Annotated in this window: 21 protein-coding genes and 1 tRNA gene; 14 read left to right on the forward strand and 8 right to left on the reverse strand. The window is 54.8% G+C overall.

Annotated elements, in window-relative coordinates; translation table 11 throughout:
- Positions 1–111 precede the first annotated feature (111 nt).
- The gene (locus ACIQAL_RS21595) at positions 112–1401 is read left to right on the forward strand and encodes a diguanylate cyclase domain-containing protein (protein WP_401149250.1); all 1290 of its coding nucleotides are present in this window, start codon (positions 112–114) and stop codon (positions 1399–1401) included.
- Between the two features lie 6 nt (positions 1402–1407).
- Here ACIQAL_RS21595 and ACIQAL_RS21600 read toward each other — a convergent pair whose 3' ends face one another.
- Positions 1408–2034, reverse strand: coding sequence for a TetR family transcriptional regulator (locus ACIQAL_RS21600; RefSeq protein WP_401149253.1), 627 nt, complete (start codon positions 2032–2034; stop codon positions 1408–1410).
- A gap of 92 nt (positions 2035–2126) precedes the next feature.
- Between ACIQAL_RS21600 and ACIQAL_RS21605 the strand changes: the two genes are divergently transcribed.
- Positions 2127–2792 (forward strand): O-methyltransferase, encoded by a 666-nt coding sequence (locus tag ACIQAL_RS21605; RefSeq protein WP_401149255.1) that lies wholly within the window; start codon positions 2127–2129, stop codon positions 2790–2792.
- 258 nt (positions 2793–3050) lie between these two features.
- Positions 3051–4109: a quinolinate synthase NadA gene (nadA, locus tag ACIQAL_RS21610; RefSeq protein WP_401149258.1), complete on the forward strand. Its 1059-nt coding sequence runs from the start codon at positions 3051–3053 to the stop codon at positions 4107–4109.
- Positions 4110–4243: 134 nt separating this feature from the next.
- Here nadA and ACIQAL_RS21615 read toward each other — a convergent pair whose 3' ends face one another.
- Complete coding sequence (locus tag ACIQAL_RS21615; RefSeq protein WP_166596349.1) at positions 4244–5677, reverse strand: M48 family metalloprotease; 1434 nt, start codon at positions 5675–5677, stop codon at positions 4244–4246.
- Between the two features lie 146 nt (positions 5678–5823).
- Between ACIQAL_RS21615 and ACIQAL_RS21620 the strand changes: the two genes are divergently transcribed.
- The gene (locus tag ACIQAL_RS21620) at positions 5824–6075 is read left to right on the forward strand and encodes a sulfurtransferase TusA family protein (RefSeq protein ID WP_166596350.1); all 252 of its coding nucleotides are present in this window, start codon (positions 5824–5826) and stop codon (positions 6073–6075) included.
- A 48-nt stretch (positions 6076–6123) separates the two neighbouring features.
- The gene (locus ACIQAL_RS21625) at positions 6124–7194 is read left to right on the forward strand and encodes an AI-2E family transporter (RefSeq protein WP_166596351.1); all 1071 of its coding nucleotides are present in this window, start codon (positions 6124–6126) and stop codon (positions 7192–7194) included.
- 121 nt (positions 7195–7315) lie between these two features.
- On the opposite strand, the gene ACIQAL_RS21630 is transcribed toward ACIQAL_RS21625, so the two are convergent.
- Together ACIQAL_RS21630 and ACIQAL_RS21635 are read right to left on the reverse strand one after the other, a co-directional pair.
- Positions 7316–7789, reverse strand: a complete 474-nt coding sequence (locus tag ACIQAL_RS21630) for a peroxiredoxin (protein ID WP_401149262.1) — start codon at positions 7787–7789, stop codon at positions 7316–7318.
- A gap of 10 nt (positions 7790–7799) precedes the next feature.
- On the reverse strand, positions 7800–8363 hold the full coding sequence (locus ACIQAL_RS21635) for a glycine cleavage system protein R (protein ID WP_401149264.1): 564 nt from the start codon (positions 8361–8363) through the stop codon (positions 7800–7802).
- 313 nt (positions 8364–8676) lie between these two features.
- On the opposite strand from ACIQAL_RS21635, the gene dapA reads away from it, so the two are divergent.
- The 5 genes from dapA (at position 8677) to ACIQAL_RS21660 (ending at position 12401) form a co-directional block, all read left to right on the forward strand.
- Positions 8677–9555 (forward strand): 4-hydroxy-tetrahydrodipicolinate synthase, encoded by an 879-nt coding sequence (gene dapA / locus ACIQAL_RS21640; protein WP_166596354.1) that lies wholly within the window; start codon positions 8677–8679, stop codon positions 9553–9555.
- A gap of 17 nt (positions 9556–9572) precedes the next feature.
- Positions 9573–10688, forward strand: a complete 1116-nt coding sequence (gene bamC / locus ACIQAL_RS21645; protein ID WP_401149268.1) for an outer membrane protein assembly factor BamC — start codon at positions 9573–9575, stop codon at positions 10686–10688.
- Positions 10689–11447, forward strand: a complete 759-nt coding sequence (locus ACIQAL_RS21650) for an MBL fold metallo-hydrolase (protein ID WP_401149271.1) — start codon at positions 10689–10691, stop codon at positions 11445–11447.
- 60 nt (positions 11448–11507) lie between these two features.
- Entirely contained in the window at positions 11508–12221 is a 714-nt protein-coding gene (purC, locus tag ACIQAL_RS21655) for a phosphoribosylaminoimidazolesuccinocarboxamide synthase (protein WP_166596357.1), read from the forward strand.
- 90 nt (positions 12222–12311) lie between these two features.
- Positions 12312–12401, forward strand: a tRNA-Ser gene (locus ACIQAL_RS21660).
- 349 nt (positions 12402–12750) lie between these two features.
- Here ACIQAL_RS21660 and ACIQAL_RS21665 read toward each other — a convergent pair.
- The 3 genes from ACIQAL_RS21665 to ACIQAL_RS21675 form a co-directional block, all read right to left on the reverse strand.
- Positions 12751–13980, reverse strand: a complete 1230-nt coding sequence (locus tag ACIQAL_RS21665; protein WP_401149274.1) for an abortive infection family protein — start codon at positions 13978–13980, stop codon at positions 12751–12753.
- 68 nt (positions 13981–14048) lie between these two features.
- Entirely contained in the window at positions 14049–14381 is a 333-nt protein-coding gene (locus ACIQAL_RS21670) for a hypothetical protein (RefSeq protein ID WP_401149277.1), read from the reverse strand.
- A gap of 53 nt (positions 14382–14434) precedes the next feature.
- A complete protein-coding gene (locus ACIQAL_RS21675; protein ID WP_401149279.1) occupies positions 14435–15076 on the reverse strand; it encodes a division plane positioning ATPase MipZ in 642 nt (213 codons plus the stop codon).
- Between the two features lie 212 nt (positions 15077–15288).
- Here ACIQAL_RS21675 and ACIQAL_RS21680 point away from each other — a divergent pair, with 212 nt between their 5' ends.
- The 4 genes from ACIQAL_RS21680 to ACIQAL_RS21695 all read left to right on the forward strand — a co-directional run bounded on the left by ACIQAL_RS21680 (position 15289) and on the right by ACIQAL_RS21695 (position 23883).
- Complete coding sequence (locus tag ACIQAL_RS21680; protein WP_401149280.1) at positions 15289–15489, forward strand: hypothetical protein; 201 nt, start codon at positions 15289–15291, stop codon at positions 15487–15489.
- Positions 15490–15859: 370 nt separating this feature from the next.
- Positions 15860–16618 (forward strand): Hachiman antiphage defense system protein HamA, encoded by a 759-nt coding sequence (locus ACIQAL_RS21685; RefSeq protein ID WP_401149282.1) that lies wholly within the window; start codon positions 15860–15862, stop codon positions 16616–16618.
- Complete coding sequence (locus ACIQAL_RS21690; protein WP_401149283.1) at positions 16618–20097, forward strand: DEAD/DEAH box helicase; 3480 nt, start codon at positions 16618–16620, stop codon at positions 20095–20097. The genes ACIQAL_RS21685 and ACIQAL_RS21690 overlap by 1 nt, the downstream gene beginning before the upstream one ends.
- A 1407-nt stretch (positions 20098–21504) precedes the next feature.
- Positions 21505–23883 (forward strand): DEAD/DEAH box helicase family protein, encoded by a 2379-nt coding sequence (locus ACIQAL_RS21695; RefSeq protein ID WP_401149285.1) that lies wholly within the window; start codon positions 21505–21507, stop codon positions 23881–23883.
- 571 nt (positions 23884–24454) lie between these two features.
- On the opposite strand, the gene ACIQAL_RS21700 is transcribed toward ACIQAL_RS21695, so the two are convergent.
- Positions 24455–24610 carry a hypothetical protein gene (locus ACIQAL_RS21700; protein ID WP_401149287.1) on the reverse strand — a complete coding sequence of 52 codons (156 nt, stop codon included), beginning with the start codon at positions 24608–24610 and terminating at the stop codon, positions 24455–24457.
- Positions 24611–25118 lie beyond the last annotated feature (508 nt).

Raw genomic sequence — 25118 nt, forward strand, 5'->3', positions numbered from 1 at the left:
GACGATCATCAGATAACGTACGAAACAGACGCCTGCCCCGTTTCTCCCAGCTATGCTAGCCAAACAGTGATTTGGCCAGCACACGTTGGGTGACAGGGAGGTGGTGAGCAGATGCAGGACGAGGCGCTGGAAATCCTGGTGGTCGACGACCAGGAGGAAAATCTGGAAGAAATGCAGGAGCTGCTTGAAGAGCTCGACAGAACCGTTCGTTGCGTCGATTCCGGGGCCAAGGCGCTGGCGTGCATGGCATCCGGCAAGATCGGCCTGGTGTTGATGGACGTGCAAATGCCGGGGATGAGTGGCTTCGAAGTCGCCCGCCGAATGCGTGAAGACCCCAACACCCGCTTCACTCCCATCATTTTCATCTCCGGGATGCGCCAGACCGACGAGGTGCTCGATCAGGGCTATTCGGCCGGTGCGGTCGATTTCATGACCAAACCGGTGCAGCCGACGATGCTGATCCACAAGGCGCGGGTGCTGCTGGAGCACGACCGTTACCGTCGAGGATTGCTGCAAACCAGTCGGCAATTGGAGCGGGAGCGGGCGTTCAATGCCTCGATTCTCGACAACACGGCCGAGGGCATCATGGTGGTGGGCAGCGACGGCCTCATCCAGTTCGCCAATCCGGCGATCACCCACATGCTGGGGTGTCAGGATGACGAACTGCGAGGCACGCCCTTGCTCGACTGGATCGAAACACCCCACGACGAAGACTGGCAGACCTCGGTGTGGCTCGACCATTTCCAGCGCGGCGAAAGGCTTCGGCTGCACGACGCGAATCTGCGCAATCGCGAAGAGCAAAGCATCCCGGTCGCGCTGTCCTGTTCGCCCCTGTCTCAAGGGCAGGACGCAATGACCCTGCTGGCACTGGACATGTCGGCAGTGCGCGAGCTTCACCACCAACTCGAAGTCATGACCATCACGGATGCACTCACGGGATTGCTCAACCGCCGTGGGTTCGTGCAAGCGTTGCAGGCTGCCATTTCCCGCAATCAACGGACTGGCAAGATGAGCGCGCTGCTGTACCTGGACCTCGATGGCTTCAAGCAGATCAACGATCAATTTGGCCACGACCGGGGGGATGACGCGCTGCGTTGGGTCAGCCAGCAACTGCAAGGCTGTCTGCGGCCCTACGACCGACTAGCGAGGATCGGCGGTGACGAGTTCACGGTCATCATCGAAGGCGTGAATGGCCCCGAGGACGCGGCGGCGGTGGCCGAAAAACTCATCACCCAAGTGTCTGCCGACCAGACCCGTTTCCGCCTGGGGGCCAGCATCGGCATCGCCTGCCTGCCGGAGAGCGGAAGCACCATTGAAGACCTGATGCGCGCGGCGGACTCGGCGATGTACGACGCCAAGCGGCGCGGCAAGGGGCAATTCCGATTCGCCCCCGACGCGTAGAGAGCGTTAGCCCGACCGTTCCAGATACGCGCAGAACATGTCGGACATGGCCGTCGCGTAGGCCTCGATTTCCACCTCGGTTCTCGGCGTTTGTGAAAACGCCTTGCCCACTTTGCTCATCGTGGCCGTGATCAGTTCCCCGACGCGTTGCCGATGGGCTTCATCCGCGTCTGGCAACACCTCTTGCATGAATCGAACAATCGCCTGCTCACCTTTTTGCCGGGTCTCGCGGGCTTCCGGGGCGTGACGATAGAGCGGGGCGGCGTCATCAAGGGCCACACGCATATCGGCCTCTTCGCATTCCGAGCGGAGGAATGCGTGGACAAGGTTTCGCAGTCGCTGCAAAGGCGGCGTGGCGCTGTCCTCCAGCAGGCGGCTGAGCATGTCGGTGGTTTGCTTCCACTCGTCACTTTGCAGGCGGAACAGAATCGCGGCCTTGTTCGGAAAGTACTGATAGAGCGACCCGATGCTCACTCCGGCCTTCTCAGCCACCCGGGCAGTGGTGAAGCGCGTCGCGCCTTCTTTGGCCAAAACCTGAACAGCGGCCTCAAGAATGATCGATACCGACGCTTCGGAGCGGGCCTGTTTGGGCTGTTTGCGCAGGGAAATCGCAGGTTTGCGGGGATCGGTCACGGCGGCTCCGGAATGCGATTATCAAATGTGAGTGATTGCTCGCATTCTATTCCGGCGATGTGATTTGCGCATCGTTCACACCGGAGAATCCCATGAATACGTTAACCACTCGCCCTGTCGCACCACTGTTGGAGCGCCTGTTCGCCGCTGCCGACGAGCAATCCCCGAGGAACAGCTCGGAGCTGTCCACGCTGTCCCAGGAAGATCTTTCGCGTCTGATGCGCAGCAAAACCGATTACCTGGAGTTCTATGGCCGTCTCAAGGATTTCCCACTGGCCGTGTCCCGCGAAACCGGCGCCTTGCTGTACATGCTGGCGCGCAGTTGCAAAGCCCGCACGGTGGTCGAATTCGGCACGTCGTTCGGCATTTCGACCCTGCACCTGGCGGCGGCCCTGCGTGATAACGGCGGCGGTCTGTTGATCACCAGCGAGTTCGAATCGTCCAAGGTCGCCCAGGCGCGGGACAACCTGGTTGCAGGTGGCCTGCTCGATCTGGTGGAAATCCGCGAAGGCGACGCCCTGAAAACGTTGGGCCAGGACCTGCCGGACTCCATCGACCTGGTGCTGCTCGACGGCGCCAAGGCCCTGTACCCGGAAATCCTGAGCCTGGTGGAAAGCCGCCTGCGTCCCGGCGCGCTGATCATCGCTGACAACGCCGATTACGCCCCGGATTACCTGGCACGGGTGCGCTCGGTGGAGCTGGGGTATCTGTCGATCCCGTTCGCCGATGAGGTCGAGCTGTCGATGCGCCTGGGCTGAGGCGCGGCCGTCGGTAAGTGAACGCTCAACAGGTTACGTGATACATTCGCCGCCGCTTTGCGCCACCTCCTGCCGGGGCCTTCAGACGAAGGTGTCGAGCCTGAGAAAGTGCGCGGCGAGATCTCACCGATGCATGCGCCACGACGCGTGCACAAGGCTGGAAACTTCATGACCGTGAGGGTTTTCCGCTCCCTTTGTTGCCTGTTGTTCAGGTGTAAACTCGACGTTCGCGCTTACGCGCATTCAGGTCCTGCGAACATGACACAGATTTCCGAACGCCTTCTGGTGCAGGCGCATCTAGACGCCAAACAGCCCAAACCCCTGACCCCGGAAGAGGAAGCCGAGTACCGACGCCTGATCGCCGCTGAACTCAAGGCTCAGGACGCCGTGTTGGTCGCCCACTATTACTGCGACCCGGTGATTCAGGCGCTGGCCGAAGAGACGGGCGGTTGTGTGTCCGACTCGCTGGAAATGGCCCGCTTCGGCAAGAACCATCCAGCCAAGACCGTGCTGGTGGCCGGTGTGCGCTTCATGGGCGAAACCGCGAAAATCCTGACACCTGAAAAACGCATTCTAATGCCGACCCTCGAAGCGACCTGCTCGCTGGACCTGGGCTGTGGCGTCGATGAATTCACGGCGTTCTGCGACAAGCACCCCGAGCGCACGGTCGTGGTCTATGCCAACACCTCGGCGGCGGTCAAAGCCCGTGCAGACTGGGTCGTGACCTCAAGCTGCGCGCTGGAAATCGTCGAAAGCCTGATGGACAACGGCGAGACGATCATCTGGGGACCGGACAAACACTTGGGGCGCTACATCCAGCGTGAAACCGGTGCCGACATGCTGCTGTGGGACGGTGCGTGCATCGTCCATGAAGAATTCAAATCGCGTCAGCTGGAAGACATGAAGGCGCTGTACCCGGACGCGGCCATTCTGGTGCACCCGGAATCGCCGGAGTCGGTGATCGACCTGGCCGACGCAGTGGGCTCGACCAGCCAATTGATCAAGGCTGCACAGACCCTGCCGAACAAGACCTTTATCGTGGCCACCGACCGCGGCATTTTCTACAAGATGCAGCAGCTGTGCCCGGACAAAATCTTCATCGAAGCCCCCACCGCCGGTAACGGCGCGGCCTGCCGCAGCTGCGCGCACTGCCCGTGGATGGCCATGAATACCCTGGCGCGCACCCTGCAATGCCTGCGCGAGGGCACTAACGAAATCTTCGTCGACCCGGCGATCATCCCCCAGGCCGTCCGGCCGTTGCAGCGGATGCTGGATTTCACCCAAGCGGCGCGGCTCAAACTCTCAGGCAACGCGTAAGAAGCAGCTACGAGCTACAAGCTACAAGCTGCAAGAGAAAGCAGCGCAAGATTCGAGTCCCTCGCCTGAAGCAAGACCGCAGCGAATCTGCTTTTTCTTGCGGCTTGAAGCTCGGAACTCGCCGCTGCTTCCCCCTAGTTCATGAGTTCTTTGACGGCCTTTTCTTGCGCGATGATTTCCTGCTGCCGCGCGTCGATCCTTGAGGCCAGCTGGAAGTTGTTGTTCGCCCGACGTTTGGCGAATTCCAGTTGCTGAACGGCTTGTTTGAAGTCACCCATCAACGCGAAATACTCGGCGCGGGCCTGATGTGAACCGATGGTATTGCCCGAGAGACCACGGGCATCGGCCACCTGACTCCAGATGTCCGGGTCGTCGGAGCGACTTTTGAGCAGCGTTTCAAGAGCTTTCAGCGCTTCCGGCGCTTTGGACTGTTTGAGCAGCACATCCACCTTGGCTTGATTCAGCGGGTAATCGTCCGGGTACAGGTCCAGCATCCGGTTCACCCGCTGCTGCGCGTCGGGGAACCGGTTGTTGGTGATGTCCAGGTTGATCAAGGCCAGGTTGTACGTGATGTTGTCCGGCGCCTTCTCTATCAGCGGCTTGAGGCTGTCTCTCGCTTCGTTCAATTGACCGGCTTTGGTTTGCGCCAATGCGAGGCCATACCGGGCGGCGTCGTTTTTCGGGTTTTCGGCCATTTGCGCACGGAAGCGCTTGGCGGCCATGCCCGGTGTTTCTTCATAAATCAACACGACCCGCGCGCGCATCAACTGGTAAGTGAGGCTGTCCTCCTTGCCCCCCGGTTTGGCCTGTTCGGCACGGTTGCGGGTATCGGCGATACGGGATTCGGTCACCGGGTGACTCATCAAAAATTCCGGCGGCTTGGCGTCGTAGCGGTATTGACGGGCCAGACGCTCGAACATGGTCGGCATGTTGCGCGGGTCGTAACCGGCTTTCTCCAAATTCATGATGCCGATGCGATCAGCCTCGGCCTCGTTTTGCCGGGAAAAACGCGCTTGTTCCTGAATCGCCGCAGCCTGTGTCCCGGCAATGGCAGCGATACCCGCGTCACCGGCACCTGCCACGGCCATGACGATACCGGCGAGCATGGCGGCCATTACCGGCACCTGCATGCGCTGTTGCGCCTGAACGCCACGGGCGAAGTGGCGTTGCGACAAGTGAGCCAGCTCGTGCGCGAGTACCGCCGCGTATTCGCCTTCGGTTTCGGCGTGCAGGAACAGACCGCCGTTGACGCCGACGATCCCGCCGGGGGCGGCGAAGGCGTTGATTTCGGGAGTGTTGATCAGGATGAATTCAAGCCGGCGATCCTGCACCTGACTGGTTTCAGCGAGGCGGTAGACCGACGTCTCGACGAAATCCTTCAACTGCGGATCGGACAATTGAGGCACTTGCGCGCGAAGCAGCCCCAGCCATGCGCGGCCCAGGTCGTGCTCCTGTTGCGGCGAAACAATGGATGAGCTGGCGTCGCCCAGTGAGGGCAGGTCGTCCGCGAACGCAGGGGTCGCCAGCAGGCATGCGAGCGTCAGCAGTGTGGGGCGCAGAAAATTCATGCACGAAACTCTGAGACAGAAAGGCGTTACTGTAGCTGGCTCAATGGCTTGCTGACCAGAGTGGGGTATTCTTGCAAACTTGTAAGAAGATTCTTCAACCAGCGCCATTTTCTGTGCGATTTGATGTGTCTACCCGGAGAGAAAAGATGTCTGACGCTGTAGGTCGCCCCGCGACGAGCGATGCCGAGCTGGACGCCAGTGGTCTGAATTGCCCGCTGCCACTGCTCAAGGCCAAGATGGAACTCAACCGTCTGGCGAGCGGCGCGGTGCTCAAAGTGACCGCGACCGATGCGGGTTCGCAGCGTGACTTCCGCACCTTCGCCAAGCTGTCTGGCCATGCGCTATTGCATGAAGAGGCTGCTGACGGCGTTTATCGGTACTGGTTACGCAAGGCCTGACCGTTTTTACCCCTTCGCTTACTCCCCTTTTGCCTCAAAGGTTCATCGATGTTCAAAGTGCTTCGCGACTGGATGCAGCGTTACTTCTCGGATGAAGAGGCCGTTGTGCTGGCGGTGCTGTTGGTTCTGGCGTTCACGGTTGTTCTGACCTTGGGGGGCATGCTGGCACCTGTACTGGCAGGGCTGGTATTGGCGTTTCTGATGCAAGGCATGGTCGTGCAGCTCGAACGCTTGCGCATGCCGGAAGGCGGCGCGGTGGGATTGGTTTTCGCATTATTCATGGGCGCGCTGGCGCTGTTTCTGCTGGTGCTGGTGCCGTTGCTCTGGCATCAGTTGATCACCCTGTTCAACGAATTGCCGGGCATGCTCGCCAAGTGGCAGTCGCTGCTGTTGCTGCTGCCGGAGCGTTATCCGCATCTGGTTTCAGATGAGCAAGTCTTGCAGGCGATCGAAGCGGCCCGTGGCGAAATCGGCAAGTTTGGTCAATGGGCGTTGACGTTCTCTTTGTCCAGCCTGCCGTTGCTGGTCAACATGATGATCTATCTGGTGCTGGTGCCGATTCTGGTGTTCTTCTTCCTCAAGGACCGTCGGATGATTGGCCGCTGGTTCCGCGGGTATCTCCCTCGCGAGCGTACGTTGATTACCCGCGTCGCCGAGGAAATGAACCGGCAGATCGCTAATTACATCCGTGGAAAAGTCATCGAGATCTTCATCTGTGGCGCGGTGACTTACATCGCCTTCGTCACGATGGGCCTCAATTACTCGGCGCTGCTGGCGATGCTGGTGGGGATTTCCGTGGTGGTGCCTTATGTCGGCGCGGTCGTGGTGACAGTGCCCGTGGCTTTCATTGCGCTGTTTCAGTGGGGCTGGAGCGATCAGTTCATTTACCTGATGGCGGTCTACGGGATCATTCAGACCCTGGACGGCAACGTGCTGGTGCCGCTGCTGTTTTCGCAAACCGTGAGCCTGCACCCGGTCGCGATCATCTGCGCGGTACTGCTGTTTGGCGGGCTGTGGGGATTCTGGGGGATTTTCTTCGCGATCCCGCTGGCGACGCTGTTCAAGGCCGTTCTGGATGCATGGCCACGAAATGAACCGACGGTGGCGCCGTTGTTGTAAGGCCTCGCGTTTAGCCCTGTAGGAGCGCGCTTGCCCGCGAATGGGTTGTGTCAGAGACGAATTTGCTGCAAAGACACCGCATTCGCGGGCAAGCGCGCTCCTACAGGTTTGGCGTAGTGCCTCAGCCTTTATTCAACACCTGCGCAGCTTCCAGCACCGCATCCACATGCCCCGGCACTTTCACGCCACGCCATTCCTTGCGCAGCACGCCGTTCTTGTCGATGAGGAATGTGCTGCGATCAACGCCCAGGTATTCCTTGCCGTACAGCTTCTTCAGCTTGATCACGTCGAACAGCTGGCACAGCGATTCGTCCTTGTCCGAAATCAGTTCGAAGGGGAATTCCTGCTTGGCCTTGAAGTTTTCGTGGGATTTCAAGCTGTCGCGGGACACGCCGAAGACCACGGTGTTGGCCGCCTTGAATTCGGCGTATTGATCACGAAAGCCCTGGCCCTCGGTAGTGCAACCGGGGGTGCTGTCTTTGGGGTAGAAATAAATGACCACTTGCTGACCCTTCAGCGCCGACAGGCTGACGGCCTGATCGCTGGTGGCCTGAACCTGAAAGTCGGCAACGGGGGTGTCCAGTTCTACAGCCATTGGGGTTTCCTTACATCGGTGCTTGCGGGCGCCATGGTTCGATCAGCGCGTCGAGGTTGAGGGCATCGGCGAAATCCAGGAACTGATCGCGCAGCCAGCTGATTTGCGTGCCGGCCGGCAGCGTCACGGTGAACGTCGCGTTTAGCATCGTGCCTCCGGTCTGCGGCGCCTGGTAGGTGTCGCAGATCAGGTTTTCCAGCTCGACGTTGTGGTCGATGAAGAACTGGCACAGCTCATTGATGATGTCCGGACGGTACGCCGAGCTGACGTACGCCACGTAGGGCAGGGCTTCCGGACGGCTCTCCAGGGTCGCACTGCGCACCACGTTGACGGTGAAGGCGTGTTTCTTCGACAGGTTGGGCAGGCCGGTCTCAAGGCGGGCCAGTGCGTCCCAGCTGCCGGAGACCTGCAGGATCAGGGCACTGCATTCGCCGTGGCGAGTGAGGCGCGAGCTGACCACCGAGCAACGGTTTTCATGACTGGCGCGGCACAGGACGTTGGTCAGCTCCATTGGGTTGGCGCCAAGGGCACTGATGACAAGGAATTGTTCGCGAACTGTGGGGATGGACGACATGCAGCATTCCTAAGCGATGAGCGGTCGGTACATTCTTGGCTTGTGCGGCGGGTCCGGCGAACGAAACACTCGCAACATCGACCCGGGCCGTTGCCGTTCGCGGCCGACGTGAGCCAGTCACATCGAGCGAGAGCGGGGCTGGAGCGGGTTTTGTAACGACGAAAGCGATCAGTCGAACGAGCTGCGCAGATGACCAGTACCGATCAAAGACAGAAGGGTAGCGAAAACCGTCGCTCAGGGGAATGCTCGCCTTGTGCAAGGATCATGGCGCCAGTACCATTACCGCTCTCTTTTTCCGGCAGGAGCGGTTTGCATGATTGCGGGCAGTATGGTGGCACTGGTCACACCTATGGATGCACAGGGGCGTCTTGACTGGGACAGCCTGAGCAAACTGGTGGACTTTCACCTGAAAGAGGGCACCAACGCTATTGTGGCCGTCGGCACGACAGGTGAATCCGCGACGCTCGACGTCAACGAGCACATTGAAGTGATCCGTCACGTCGTCAAACAGGTCGCGGGCCGTATCCCGGTCATCGCTGGCACGGGCGCCAATTCCACCCGTGAAGCGGTCGAGCTGACCCAGAACGCCAAAGACGCTGGCGCCGACGCCTGCCTGCTGGTGACGCCGTACTACAACAAGCCGACCCAGGAAGGCCTGTACCAGCACTTCAAGCACATCGCCGAAGCCGTGGACATTCCGCAGATCCTCTACAACGTGCCGGGTCGCACTTCCTGCGACATGAAGGCCGAGACCGTGATCCGTCTGTCCAAGGTCAAGAACATCATCGCCATCAAGGAAGCCACGGGCGACATGCAGCGCGCCAAGGACATCCTCGCCGGTGTCGACAGCGATTTCCTGGTCTACTCGGGCGACGACGCCACCGCAGTCGAGCTGATCCTGCTCGGCGGCAAGGGCAACATCTCCGTGACCGCCAACGTCGCCCCGCGCGACATGGCCGACCTGTGCAAGGCCGCCATCGCCGGTGACGCCACCACCGCCCGCGCGCTCCACGAAAAACTGATGCCGCTGAACAAGACCCTGTTCATCGAATCGAACCCTATCCCTGTGAAATGGGCTCTGCACGAAATGGGTTTGATGCCGGACGGTATCCGTCTGCCGCTCACCTGGCTCAGCGAGTCCTGCCACGAGCCGGTACGTCAGGCCCTGCGCCAGTCCGGCGTATTGGTTTAATGAGGAAGCACTACGCAATGAAGCGACTGGCCGGACTTTCCGCACTAGCCCTGATCATCTCCAGCACCAGCGGTTGCAGTTGGCTGTTTGGCCAGGACGGGTACTTCCGTGATCGCAGCAGCGATTACCTGGAAGCGACCCAGAAACCCCCGATGCAACTGCCGGAAGGCGTCCAGGAAGCCAAACGCCTGGACCCTCTGCTGCCGATCCCGCGTAACGTGGCCGACGACACGCAGAAGGGTGAGTTCAACGTACCGCGCCCGCAGCCGCTGTCCACTGTTCAGGATTCCGGTGATTACACCCTGCAAAAGAGCGGCGACAACCGCTGGATTCTGGCCCAGCGCGCCCCGGCCGAAGTCTGGCCTGTGGCTCACCAGTACTTCGAAGACAACGGTTTCCGCATCGCCGAAGATCGTCCGCAAACCGGTGAATTCAACACCACCTGGCAGCGCATGGACGAACTGTCCGCTGCTGTGGCCAAGCGCATGGGCGGCTCGGGCGACAGTGCCAACACCGAAACCCGCGTGCGCGTTCGCATCGAACCGGGCGTGCAGCGCAACACCAGTGAAGTCTACATCGTCAGCGTTCAGCGCCCGGCCGGCAGCAGTGAAGACCCTGCGTTCCCGTCGCGCAGCACCAACGTGGGCCTGGATTCGGTCCTGACCGACGACATGCTCGCCAGCCTGACCCGTACCGCCGAGAAGGGCGGTTCGGTCTCCCTGCTGGCTGCACGTGACTACGACACCCCAAGCCGTGTCGCCCTGAGCGAAGACGGCAGCGGCAACCCGGTCCTGAACCTGGGCGCCGACCTCGATCGTGCATGGTCCAGCGTGGGCCGTGCCTTGAATCAGGGTGACTGGCGCGTTGAAGACATCAACCGCAGCCTGGGCCTGTACTACATCAACCTGGCAGAAAAGGCCGACAAGCCTGAGAACAAGCCAGGCTTCTTCGGCCGCATGTTCGGCAGTGAAGAGACCAAGGAACAGAAAGAAGCCCGCGCCGACCGTTATCAGGTTCGCCTGAGCAAGGTCGGTGACAACGTCCAAGTGACCGTTGAGAAGAACATCAACACCGTCGCGCCGGTCGAAGTCGCCCGTCGCGTGTTGAGCGTCATTCAAGACAACCTCGGTTAAGTGCGTTTCGCGGTTCTGGGCAGCGGCAGCCGGGGTAACGGCACGCTGGTTGCGAGCAACGACACATACGTGCTGGTCGATTGCGGTTTCTCCCTGCGGGAAACCGAGCGTCGGCTGGACAGGCTGGGCGTCAGCGGCCAACAGTTGAGCGCCATTCTGGTGACCCACGAACATGCCGATCACGTGCATGGCGTGGGTTTGCTGTCTCGGCGCTACGACGTGCCGGTCTACCTCAGCGACGGCACCTTGCGCGGCATGCGCAAGCCGGTTGACGCGGGTATCAGGCTGGCGGGCGGGCAGGGCGTGCAGATTGGCGACCTGAGCATCGATGTGGTCGCCGTGGCCCACGATGCGCTGGAGCCGACGCAGTTCGTGTTCAACAACGGACGCAAGCGGTTTGGCCTGCTGACCGATCTGGGGTCGTACTGTCCGTCGGTGCTCGACAGCTATCGCGGACTGGATGCCCTTATGATCGAGTCCAACCACTGTCGCGACCTGCTCGCACGCGGGCACTACCCCTACTTCCTGAAACAGCGGGTCGGCGGGGAGTACGGGCATTTGAACAACCACCAGGCCGCGGGTCTGGTAAACGAGCTGGGATGGCAAGGCCTGCAACACCTCGTGCTGGCCCACCTGAGCAGCAAGAACAACCTGCCGCAGCTTGCCCGGCAATGTTTCGTCGACACCCTCGGGTGCGACCCGGACTGGCTACAATTGGCCGATCAGGATTCAGGGCTCGACTGGCGTGAAATCGCCTGACGTCCCGTACATCACTCTCAATGGGCACCTGGCCCAAGTATTTCGCAAGCGGAGCCCATCATGGAAAAACGTGAAGAACTCTACCGCGGCAAAGCCAAATCGGTTTACAAGACCGACGACGCTGACCGCTTGATCCTGCTGTTTCGCAACGACACCTCGGCGTTCGACGGCAAGCGCATCGAACAGCTCGACCGCAAAGGCATGGTGAACAACAAGTTCAACGCCTTCATCATGCAGAAACTCGAAGCGGCCGGCATTCCGACCCAGTTCGACAAACTGCTGGCTGACAACGAAGTGCTGGTCAAGAAGCTCGACATGATCCCGGTCGAATGCGTCGTGCGTAACTACGCCGCTGGCAGCCTGGTCAAGCGCCTGGGCGTCGAAGAGGGCATCAAGCTCAATCCGTACACCTTCGAACTGTTCCTGAAGGACGACGCCAAGGGCGACCCGTTCATCAACGAATCCCACGTCGTCGCGTTCGGCTGGGGCACCGCTGAACAACTGGCGCGCATGAAAGAACTGTCCCTCAAGGTCAACGACGTCCTGAGCAAACTGTTCGACGACGCAGGCCTGCTGCTGGTCGACTTCAAACTCGAATTCGGCGTGTTCAGCGACGGCTCCATCGTCCTGGGTGACGAATTCAGCCCGGACGGCTGCCGCCTGTGGGACAAAGACACCAAGAAGAAAATGGACAAGGACCGCTTCCGCCAGGGCCTCGGTGACGTCATCGAAGCCTACGAAGAAGTCGCCCACCGCCTCGGCGTCCCGCTCTAAAGTTGAAACGCCGCAAGCGACTGAAAAAACGCGAAAATTTTGAGAAAAAGGTTCGCGTTTTTTTAACAAGCTGTTATGATGCGCGCCGTTGGAGAGATGCCGGAGTGGCCGAACGGGACGGATTCGAAATCCGTTGTACTGGCGACAGTACCTAGGGTTCAAATCCCTATCTCTCCGCCATATTCAAAGGGGTTGAGCGTTTTTCTTTCCCCTTGATGACTAGGCGGTTGATCGTGGTGATCCCACTATGATCCCACAGGTCTAGAAAACCCGATCCCATGATCGGGTTTTTTTTCGCCTGCACGATAGCGCCTTATGGTCATAGCACGAATCCCCACTTTGGCAATCTTAAAAAACACTTCAAGATCGGTTCTCAAGCTCAGAGCATCCTCCTCCACGTAAAGCGATTGGTACGTTTCTGGAATCTTTTCACAGCCTCCGAAACACTCCGTACAGATCTTTACTCGCTAGGATGAGAAGAGGGCAGTATTCCGCAGAGTGGTACGGCACCGGTCTAGTGCTTCCGTAATCACTTCCCTCGCTGTCTGTGAGTCTCGGTTACGAAGTCGATGAAGCTCACTGCTGCGTTCACAGCAAGGCGCGCGTGACGGGCTTCAAGGCCTTTGTGCGATCCATCCCGACCGTGCCCGCTGCCATAGAGGCCTCGAAGCAGTGCGAGGTGGTGGGGGATTGCGGAAAGGCTCCTGAGAATGCTTTTGATGTTGTCTGCGCCCTTCGCTTGATCGGAGATACCATCGGGGACTAAATCCAAAGCCCTTGCTAAGAGCTTGGTGAGATCTCCAACGTCAGCAGATCTGGTGAACGAAATGCCGCGGATTGTTAGGATTGACTTGCAGCAGCTCTCGACGAGTTCTTTAGCTGTCCCGATGGCGAGACCTGGATCAGATTCGATAGCGCGTTCCAAGCGTTCGATCTCTGTTTCCATATGATCTGCGTCGAGAACATCGGCTGCTGATTTGGCACGGCTGATTGCTCGGCTACTGTGCTGAGTGGCTCGACGTGCAGCGTATCGCCAGCGCCCCCCCATCCGATGTTGCTCTACGAGTTCCCAGCCTTCTCTGCGCAGTTGGTTGTTCATTCCCTCAGCGATTAACCTGGCTTCACCTTGATCAGGTCGAACTAGAGGGTTGATGGTTTCGCACACAAATCTTAAAAAATTGTCGGGGGAGCCTGTCATCAGCCCAAATCGCGAGTCATCGAATATCCACGAGTCGTCCCAGTCATCGTTGTTGATGCGGTGCTGATGAATGTCCCCTTCTGCTGACGAGTAGCGGGAGTCGTTTGATGGCAAGTTTTGGAGGTCGTAAAGCCGCTTCAAAAACGAGACGTCGTCTAACGCACCTGACCAAGTCACTCCACTACGGTACGTGTCAGCAATATCGCGACGAGCTTCAGTTGATAGTGTTGGGCCTGCGGCACGCCAGTCCGGCCTAACGTTGATGAGGGGGACTATTTTGATCGAGTACCAGTTGTCGGTGATGCTGGAGGTTACTTCCTTTAAGATGCGATCAAGCTTCGCAATGAGGTTTTCGCGCCTGTTCCCAAGCTTCGCATACTCAGTGGTATCTAATGAAAGGATGACGTCCCACAGCTCAGTCCCCCCATTGAGGTTATCATAGCCAACCTCCTCGCATCGGGCGGTAGCAACTCGCAGGATGTGAGCTGCCTCTGACTCGCCTTCAGCGTCGAGGAGTGAGCACATCGTGCCCAAGGCATTGTCCAGAAGTCCCGCATCCATACGAATCCTCCACTGAAACCCTAATGGTAGAAGACCGATTGCGCGACGTCACGTTATGCAGGCGGAGTCTACGGAAGATTATCATGCGGGCGGGCGATGGAATGATCCGCAGTCTGCTGTAGTCTGATTTGCCGCGCCATTTTTTTTACCTCGGGTATGATTAGTGATTCCAATAGCTTCTGCTTGCTTTTAATATTTGTGTGTTGGAACACAAACTCAATATCCTCAAATACAGACTTTGAACATCTGAACAAAATAGATTCGGTCCTTTTTGTAGGCGTGGTTGTCTCACTGCTCAAACTTTCTGGAAAGTGCGGAGGATTGATTTTGGCCTTGGATGCAAAACGTTCGATGTCAGCAGGAGATGGATTGATTTTGGTGGGTGTCAGATCGAATGACATGCTATAACTCCACTGTGGATGATATGATTTGATATCAGATCGATTAGGACGATTCATTGAGCTATGCGTTGCAGTATTTCCTGACCTAGCAGTTCTATTTCTGCCCGTGCCTTATGGTTTGCCATCTCAATAACGCCCTTGCCTTCAATAAACGCATCTCTATATATTTTTCGATCTTTGATGACTTGGTTCAGCGGCGCAATCCATTTGAGCTGTGTTATCGCTCTTCTTGCGTCCATCAACTCTCGTTGCGATGGGTAATTTGGCGATCTGGTGATCACTCCCATGCTCTTCATATTTGGATTTATTGCCAGCGCGCCCTCGATTACCTCTTCGAAATAGGGGAGTGTTTCGAGATCGAGTTGAGATGCTTGGTATGGTGCCACCATCACATCGGCTGCCAACATTGCTGTGCGCAGCTCTCGACTGTCCCTGCCACCGACGTCGACTATCACGACTTCAAACCTGTTGTTAAGGTCTCTTAATGTGGAATACAAGTCGCCTGTTTTCTGAATGCAGGGCACCTTGGACAAGCCTCTTTGTTCTCGACGATCGAAGAAACGACTCGCTGAAGTCTGCGTGTCACTGTCCACAACCAAAACGTCATGCCCACGCTTAGTAGCCCAAATTGCTAGATTGCAAGCAAGAGTAGTCTTTCCACTTCCACCTTTTTCCCCTGAAATCGACAAGATCATGAGATAGCCTCAAAGCTGCTAGATTTGAAAATGATATGATATCGTTTAGTTCGCACCGATAATGTCGATGCAGAACAAGTGTTCAGATAACTTAGTCACTTTTTCGAAACCGTCAACCGGGTCGGTTGGCAGATCGACCTGGTTTGTAGGCTTTTCCGATTCGATTGGATTCTACCGTCCAGTAAGCGCGGCCTTGAACCAAGAAGCTCTCGATGTCTGATCGTTTATATGTGGCTGATGTCCCTTTTCCTAAGAATGGCAGGACCTTCTCAAACTTTCTGCTCCACTGCCACACCAGAAGAGACGACAAGCTGATACCTGAGATCGAAGAAAGCTCTGATGCGGTGAGTACTGACCTATTGCCGGATATTGGTGAGTTGGCTGAGGAGAGCAAAATCGATATCCTTGGATAGTCGTGATGCTTACGTTTTTTTTGGGGCTCTAAATTTTGAGCTGAAGCTCTTAACGACCGCACATCGTGCTGTTGAAGTGTCCTTGTTTCTAGTAGGCGACGAGGTTGGTATTGGAGATGAATGATGTTGTTTGATTTGTTGTTCATGCTTGGACTTATTGTTGTTTTTTTTAGATTATACATCCTTCCAAGTTGCAAGTGTATGTAGTGTGCGGCGAATAACGTGCTCGATCGAGTATTTATATACGCGATAAAATTACAGCTGCTACTGGTTTTTCTCTCTCGCCGCCGTATAGGATGGTGGCACCGGGGAGTTGCCTTCCCCCTACCATGGACGGTGGCGCAGCCACCTTTTGATCTGCGAGGCTAGAATGACCAGGTTCGTTGAGTGGTGCGTTGAGACGGAGTCGGCGGTTGCTGCTCATAAGCTGCATCGCCTAGATGCTCAATCTCCCAAAATTCCTCAAGCGGTGAAGATTGTTGCTGATGCGCTCCCCAGCTTCTATGTCGTACCCTCCAGGCTTGCAGGTCTTCTAGCTAAACTCGGTAAGCCCGCCGCATCCGACTACCTGAACACCAAACTTCCGATGACCAAAGCCATTCGCTCAGGGGATCTGGGCGAGATTCTCTGCAATGCGTATGTACTAGAGTCAACACATTTCAAACGGGGTATAAAACGGCTACGTTGGAAAGATCATCGTGAAATGTCGATGCGGGGCGAAGATGTCCTGGCCTTTCGTCTGGATGCTAAGGGGGGGCTACATATCCTCAAAGCTGAAGTGAAAAGCCGTGCTTCCATGACCTCGTCAGTGATCGGTGAAGCTCGTGCTGCTCTGTCTTACAATAATGAATTACCATCTCCCCATGCGATATCGTTTGTCGCGGATAGACTCGGTGAAGCTTGTGACGTTGATCTTCGCGATGCGCTGGATAAAGCTCAGCTCATTGGTGGGCTGAAGCACTCTCAAGTTACTCATATGCTTTTTACTTTTTCGGGAGGGAATCCGAGCAACCTGTTAACCGTAAATTTGAACGGCTATAAGGGCATCGTCCGACAACAATATGTTGCTTTGACCGTCAACAAGCACCAGGAATTTATCCGATCTGTATTTGAAATGGTGTCAAAGTAATGGCAAGTACTCTTGAAGAAATTAGTCTCCATCTTCACCAGGCGACTCAGCAAGGTTTTCGCAATAAACTCTTAGCGCGTGGCCAGTCTCGCGGAATGATATGGCGTAAAGGGGTACTACCTGACGAGGCACCAAATTTTAGCTCTGATTTGTCGGATGACTTGTTGTCTTATGGCTATTCACTTTTGTCGCACGCGCTTCGTTTCCTAGATCTGCGAGGTGAGCCAGAAACTGCTCGTATTGCATTTGAAATTGCCGCGGAGGCAATTGAGACAGTGTTCTACAAAGGCCCTGAATCTGAAGACAAAGATTTTCATCTGCTTATCGCGGCGTCAGCTTATCATTTAGGAAGATTTTCGGCTCGGGCGTACTCTCTGCTGCACCAAGGTATGGCCAAGCCTAATCTCACGATAAGCGAGCTTGTACTGTGCAAATTGATGCTAAGAGATTTATCCGGCCTAGCTCGAGAAATATCGAGTTGGTTCTCATCTAAGCGTGGCGATGAGCAAGCTATAATCACCGAGTTGTCAAAATTTGTTGTGGCTGATGCGGATTCATCAGACGATGATACTAGCTCGCTTAGCCAAGCGTTAGATTTGGCGATAGAAGATAATTTTATGGCAGCTATGTCCATTTTCATCACGGCCTTGGAAAGTGGGAATGCCTTGCTTGTAGATGGAGCATGTGCCCGGCTTGATCGTGGTTTGGAGGTCGCTGGCGAACTTAACAAGGTCTCCCAGTGGTGGGTTCATCGGATTGCAGGTTATCTCCTTCGAGGGTTATGGGATACCAGCTTTCATAAGGTTTTACCTGCTGTTTCTCCTCCTGGAGATGCAGCGGGAAGCTGGTCAAATCTACGTAAAATCTTCATTGCATCTCTTTACAAAAGAAATAAATCGGAGATCGAACTTTGGCCGTCACAGCTTGCGGCCTCAGCGCTAGTAACCGACAGCAATGCTAATCTTGTGCTATCGCTGCCCACCAGTGCTGGAAAGACCCGGATTGCTGAACTTTGTATCTTGACCTGCTTGGCTGAAAATAAACGGATAGTATTCATCACGCCCCTTCGCGCACTATCCGCCCAGACCGAGATAAGCTTAAGGCGAACGTTCGCCCCTTTAGGTAAATCTGTCTCTAGCCTTTACGGAAGTATTGGGGTCAGCGGTGAGGATACGTACACCCTAAGGAGCGCCCACGTTGTTGTAGCCACTCCTGAAAAGCTGGACTTTGCCCTCCGAAATGACCCTTCACTGCTGGATGATGTAGGTCTTGTAGTCCTAGATGAAGGACATATGATCGGACTGGGGGAGCGCGAAGTGAGGTATGAGGCTCAAATTCAGCGGCTCCTACGTCGCTCCGACGCCCGTCAGAGAAGAATTGTTTGCCTCTCAGCGATTCTGCCCGATGGTGATCAATTGGAGGATTTTGCCGCATGGCTCACCATGGACAGCGAGAATGGGCTGATTAAGCAAAGCTGGCGACCAACTCGATTGAGGTATGGCGAGATCGACTGGAAGGGCGATCATGGCCGACTGAATTTCACAGTGGGTGACGAAAAGCCATTCATCCCTAAGTTTGTAGTTGCGAGGAAACCAAGCATAGGCAAGGCAAGAAAATTGTTTCCTTCCGATCAGACAGAATTGTGCCTAGCTTCAGCTTGGAGGCTTGTCGATGATGGACAGACTGTCTTAATTTTTTGTCCTCAGCGGCGTTCAGTTATGCCTTTTGCCCGCCGGATTATCGAAATGCACAAAAGAGGGCATATAGGCTCAGTCTTGGGTGTCTCGCTTGACGTCCTATCAACTGCTCTCACAGTGGGCACAGAATGGTTCGGTTCTGACCATGACATCCTGGCCTGCCTGAAGCTAGGTGTGGCCATCCACCATGGTGCGCTGCCGACGAGCTATCGCAAAGAGGTGGAAAGATTGGTGAGGGAGGGGGTGCTGAAAATCACTGTCTCATCCCCCACACTGGCGCAAGGGTTAAATCTGGCGGCCACTAGCCTGATATTTCATGGGCTGAATCGCACCCGGGAGCCCATCGATATCTCAGAGTTTCGTAATGTTGTTGGAAGGGCTGGACGTGCATATATCGACATCGAAGGGTTGGTGCTGTACCCGATGTTCGACAATCACAGAAATCGGCGCCGTGATTGGAATGCGCTCGTGTCCAGCCAGAAGGGCCGTGAAATGGAGAGCGGACTCTTACAATTGATCATGTCGTTGCTCGTGCGTATGGCCTCCAAATTAGGCACTTTTGATCTCAATACGCTACTCGACTACGTGGCAGGGCAAGGAGCTTGGGATTTCCCTCAGATACCCGCGGAGCAGGACTCAGAGCAGCAGGCTCAGCGACTGAAATGGGGGGCTTATCTGATGAGCCTTGATACAGCTCTGTTGAGCCTTTTGGGCGATGAGGAAATTGAAAACGATGAGATCGAGTCGAAGTTGGAAGCAGCATTGGAGCACTCGCTTTTTGTTCGCCGGCTAGCTCGTCAAACAGAGCCAAATCAGATTGCCCTGAAGAGTGGTCTCGTAAAGCGAGCCGAAGTTATCTGGCGTGAGACGACCCCTGCTCAACGGCGGGGATATTTCCTAGCTGGGGTTGGATTGGCTACTGGTAAAGAGCTGGATGCAAAGGCGAATGAGCTTGAGGCTTATCTTCTCCAGGCGAATATCGCGATCGAGCAAGACGACGCGGACCTTGCGGTCCAGGCTATAGAATCGTTTGCCGCTATTGCATTCGCGATCCCGCCTTTCGCTCCAAACAAGCTCCACGGCGACTGGAAACAGATCTTAAGAGATTGGCTGAGCGGAGCCGCTCTGCTGGGGGCGGACGATGAGACAATCCAGTTTATCGAGCAGGCTTTCGTTTATAACCTGCCTTGGGCTATGGAGGCTGTGCGTGTTCGTGCTGAGGTATCCGCTGATCCTTTCGCTGAGGAGTTATCTTTGAGCGACTTTCCATTGGCACACCCCGTGGTCGCGCTAGAAACCGGCACCTTGAACATATCCGCCGCCATCCTAATACAAAGCGGGTTCAGCTCTCGTATCGGCGCCATCGCAGCAGTCGGCCTGCCCGATACTAGTTTTAATTCAGCCCATGGCCTTCATGCATGGTTACAAACCACGGCGGTGCTAGAACATAGCCTGCTGCCTTCCTGGCCGACTGTTGAATCCCATTCCCTTTGGCAAGAGTTCGTGCATCCAACCAGAACGGCTCCGGCAACGCCGTGGTCGGTCAAGTCCTACCTTTCTAACGTAGTATGGGTATCAGAGGCTCCTGCAACTGACAGCGTGCTTCGCTTCGGGCTGCCTGGTCAAAATCCCCGTAGCGTGTTCGCTGCGGATTTCTCGAAGGTGGGGGAATTAGACTGGACACCGAATCCTGAAGCATCGGGACTGGTAATAGCCGGACCTAGTGGATCCATGAATCAGATTGGATTTGAGTATGTTGGGCCTGATGACCTTGTCCATTAACCGGGCGGTTATGTGAGGTTCGTACGTCTCCCCGTTCAGTTCAGAGCGATTCAGATTCGGCCCTCTTGATCCTTGATTCGTTTTTGCAGAGCCGAGGCATGAGAGCTACTAGCATAGGACTGCCATGGTCATAAAGTAGCCGAGGAGAGATCTGGAGGTTCGACATGATCAACATGTTGTAGACTGATGATCGATCACCTGCTTCGCAGAGGGTGCCCCAAGGGTTAGGGGACGCACGTCAAGCCTCACTCCTCACAATCAATTTGTTCGCGGGAAGTGAGGATGAGGGCCATAATCCGCTGGTAACATTCAAGCGGTGTAGCTTCAGGAGGTGCGTCAGGCTCCAAGAGAATCCCTTACCTGCTCCGCAGAATGGACCCAGGGGACCGATCGTTGATCGGGACCGCAGATGTCAAATCTCACTTCCTGCAATCAATTTGTTAGAGAGGAAGTGAGAGGCAAGGGCCCAATCCGCTGGTGACGTTCCTGGAGCGTGGCTCCAGGGTATGCGCCATGCCTCAGCGGTTGGAGATGGTTGCGCCTTACCCGCTTCGCAGAAGATGCCCAGGGGGCTGATCATGATCGGGACCGCATGCGTCAAATCTCACTTCCTACAATTTATTTGTTAAGGAGGAAGTGAGAGGCAGGGCCCAATCCGCTGGTGACGTTCCTGGAGCGTGGCTCCAGGGTATGCGCCGTACTTACGCGGTTGGAGATGATTGCGCCTTACCTGCTTCGCAGAAGATCCCCAGGGGGGCTGACCGTTGTCGGGGCGTGCAGGCGTCAAATCTCACTTCCCACAACCAATTTGTTAGGGGGAAAGTGAGAGTCAGGGGCTCAATCGGCTGGTAACATTCTTGGAGCTTGGCTCCAGGCATGCGTTAAGCTGAGTCGCTAAGAATAATGGCCAACCATAGCCTTACGGCCAGCGACGCTTGGTTGAGATTCCACTACCCTTATAGTCTTAAGGGATATGAAGCGGGATTTTCCGTGCTGCTGACCGCGTTGCCTGCTGGGATAGCTCGATGAGCTATGTGGTGACTCAGATCCGATGAGCCTGTGCTGATGTGGCACGAAGGGGAGGGTCTTGATAATATGTGGATTGCTGGAGTCCTTTGCATCTGCGTTTCCTTCCTGCTACGGCTCAAGCCTGCTGTGAAAGATCCTCACTCCGCATTGCGCTGCATCGATCACGTTCCGAGGTGCATGCATCACAATAAGACGCAAGATCATTAAGCACGAATAATATTAGTTTAGTTAATATTTTCTAATTTATGTAAAGTGTTATTGACTTCTTGTAATTTTTTCGTGACGTGCCACAAAATTACTAATTTTCATGATATCCTTGTTTTCAGGATAGGCAGCCTGTGATGCTGTCATTAAAAATAATAATAAAGTGGTCCGTTTATGAAAGTCGTTTCCCCAGGTAGCAGTTTTGAACACATTCTATTCGAAAGTGATTCGTCAAACAGTAAAGTGTTGATTGGTTCTGATGAGATAATTCCGGAATACTGTTGTGTGAAAGTGGTCGGTAACGATGTACAAGGAATAGTCCGATATTACTCAGAAAATGAGCTGTTTCAAAACAAGGTGTTGGTTCGCGCCACCCCTGATGATTATGAGGCAATGTGCGCACTCGCCCGATCAGAAGATGTTGGGTTGGCAGTGAAATTTCACAATGAATTATGTATTTATCCGAGATGCTCCACGAAGGATCAACTGGAGTTAGATGAGAAAGCCTATTCGGCAGGCTTTAAAATAAACTTGGAGCGATATGCGCGAGGTTTAGCAGCCAGCGTACCCAGTATGTTGACTAGGAATGCGGCTGAGGTGAGAATCAGTAACGTTTTTGGTAGCGCCGCCATTTCCGTTACTAAGCTGATGCATAAAGCATTAGACGCGCTTTACGATGAATTTCATGAGACACGGTCTTTGGATTTTGGCGGCATGTCCAGGGTCTTCTTGGGACATGATTTATCTTTATCTGAGGTCGGCTTTAGGTTGAGAGGCGCTGCCAACCAAGCATTTCGGGACGGTGGCATCCATATCGTTATGATGGATATGGGGAGAGGCAAGACCAAATCATTCATTCAGCAGGTTCTTGAGAATAGTAATTCTTCTGGGGGTAAAGCATCATTTTTGACGCATAGGCACTCTATTCTGAATGGCAATACATTTGATGGTATATTAAAGGTATGCACAGACCCTGAGGTCAGCGGCAATGAGGATGCCCTTCAAGGTCTTTCTTTGATTGTCAATAGGTGCACTCATAGAAGATTCCAAGCTCATTTGTCTGATAGCGATGTTCTGGTGATCGATGAAGCGGCTCAAGTTTTAAGGCATGTGGCCAACAAGAACTTTGAAGGCGACCAAATTGCAGTGTGGGAGCGCTTGATCGAGCTGATCCAGAAAACGAGGTTAGTGATCCTTGCTGATGCCTGCATCAACGATGAAGTGCTGGAGGTGATCAAGAGAAGTGGTAGGAAAATCACCTACATTTCTGAGACCCATACTGGCAGTGAAAGGTTCGCGGAGGTCGGGACAACACATCAGGTCAAGCATGCAATAGCAGAAGCCCTACAGGGCACGGCGCCGTTATTGATAGGCGTTGATAGCCGGAAAGAAGCTATAGTACAGGCTGATTCCGCATTGAAAAAAGGCAAGCGTGTCTTGCTTATTACTGCTGAGACGGTCTCTACAGAGCCGGTACGGCGGTTCTTCGAAATCCCCAATTCTGAAATGCGTAGCTATGATGTTATTGTTTACACATCAGCTATGCAGTCTTCAATTGGGATCACTGAATCATATTTTTCACACCATTTCTTCATGTTTTTCAGAGTGATTGGTATAGACGAAGCTCTGCAAATGACGGCTCGGGACAGGACTGCGAAGAATATAGTTGTAGGTATAGAAAAAAATTACAAGTATGTAACCACAGCTGCATCGCATTGGGCGAGGCGTATCTGTACGGGCGTTCAAACGTTCGATTCTTTTGCTATCAAGACAGAACAGAAGCTCGCTAGAGAGTTTAATAATTTTCCGCAATGGTTTTCCATGAATATGGAGCGAAGCGGGATAGCGGTTACTAATATGATTACTGATGCTACAAATCTCCTCCTGCGTCAGCAGCAGGAGAAGAAAGAGGCTGAGGCCCAAGTCAATGCTCATGTTGAAGATATCTTGATCCAGTTATCTAAGTTTCCAGATGAGAAAGCTGTCGATCTCAAAACTGTTCATAATCAAGATTTGACGGACTTTTTTGCCATTACTAAGCTATCCCCATCTTCTTTAGTAGAGGAGGACGTAAGGTTTATTCTTAAAAGAAATTGGCGATCAATGCTGAATAATGCTGCGTCTCACTTCCTTACTGATCAAGAGTTTTTACCGTATATGCTCAAAGTTATCCGTCAGGAGTGGGGGTCCAAGAAATATGTATTCGAAAGGCGTAAATGCATAAATTCAGCAATGAAGTGTCTTGTACCTGATGATGAATCTAGAATTATTACAGAGGCTGCCGTAAATGAGGCTGCGGCGCTGATACGCTCTAATAGCTATGGGTTTCACGCTTTGGAGCTAGTGAGTATCGTACCGAAGAATGAGACACCAAGGGCGAACCATGCGCTGGTTACGAACTTCTTGAATTCACTAGGGTTATCCAAAAAACGAACAACCGAAAATAACTATTTCATTGACAAGAAAAAGCTTCAGCAAATGCGGAGATATTGTCATGCATGGTTGGCTGAGGAGCGCGATGATACGACAATGATGTTAGCGAGCACTGTATAGACCGCTCGGGCCCTGTAGCCTAAGGGTAGGTAGTGAACCCCGAAGCGGCCTGTTTGTACCACAGTCTTCATAGAATAGCCTGCGCCCGAAAGAATGGATTCTCAATCTTTGTGCCCGCGACAGCGCTCACGAGTGGCAGTTTGGCACCTAGTATCGGAGTCGAAAGGCATCCAGTGCGGGGTTATACAAGGCCTCTTTGCCGTCATCCCCCCCGATGTCCAACATCGCAAGGACGCAAGCAATCTTTGATCGCTGGGACTATTCGCGAAGCGGTCAAACTCGCGTAGGCGCTCCGCGTAGTGCAACTTGAAGGCTGGTCCAACCAGCGGTTAATGATGAACAATATGTCATTGTTCATCATGTTTGGGTAAAGGCGCGATCAACTCTTGACCTTGATTTTTGACGTTTCCCACTGCCTTACCAACAGGGTACCAATGGAAATCCGCGGTCGGTCGGAATCCTCCTACCGCAATCTTTGTAGCGCGTCCTGGCGAGGTGTTCGGATCGATCCATTCCCGCGCGAGCTGCGGTGCCAGCACAGGCGGCTTCCGATCGTTGATATCCCCATTCCCTAATCAGAGCCAGCAGTAAAGATCACAAAGCTGTCACGCTCATCTGGATCCAGGCCGTCATGTACCTCTGCTAGCCCAGCGAAGAGCATAGGAAACTGCTCTTTGAGAGTGGTGAAGTAGGGCTGCTTTTTCTTCGGATCATTAAGGTTTTTCACCCATTCATACCATCCGTTGGCAAGCGCCGAAATCCTACTGAAGCCCGGCGCTGCTTGAAGAATTTTCCCTCCATGCGCTTGTCGGTGTAAAGCTATGACGAAAAATGTCCTCGTTATCTGGAACGTTCGTACCGAACCACTTCTCCAAGGTGATGGATGGCGAAATGCCTCTAAGCCAAGTCAGGGATGGACTTAAGCTTTTGCTCAACGTTCATGACCATGACCTGTGCTGGAGACCGCGATGCTCGAACACTCTGCGACTACCACTCTTCTTCACGCGGTGCTCAAAAACCAGCATGCGATGGCCGAGGCGCTCTCAGACCTTGTCGACTGGGTAGAGTGCCTCGATTCCAAACCTGATCCGAACATGGCCAGTAACTTACGGAGTTCTTTGCGGGTAATCGAAGACAGCAGAGGGCTTATTGGCCGGTGTGTGAGCGAGCTTATGAGAGAGAGCTAATTTTGCCGCCTCCATACCCAGTAAGTGTCACGGACGTGCCTAGATTCC

The organism is Pseudomonas sp. NPDC088368, from assembly GCF_044753445.1.
Taxonomy (GTDB): domain Bacteria; phylum Pseudomonadota; class Gammaproteobacteria; order Pseudomonadales; family Pseudomonadaceae; genus Aquipseudomonas; species Aquipseudomonas bambusae.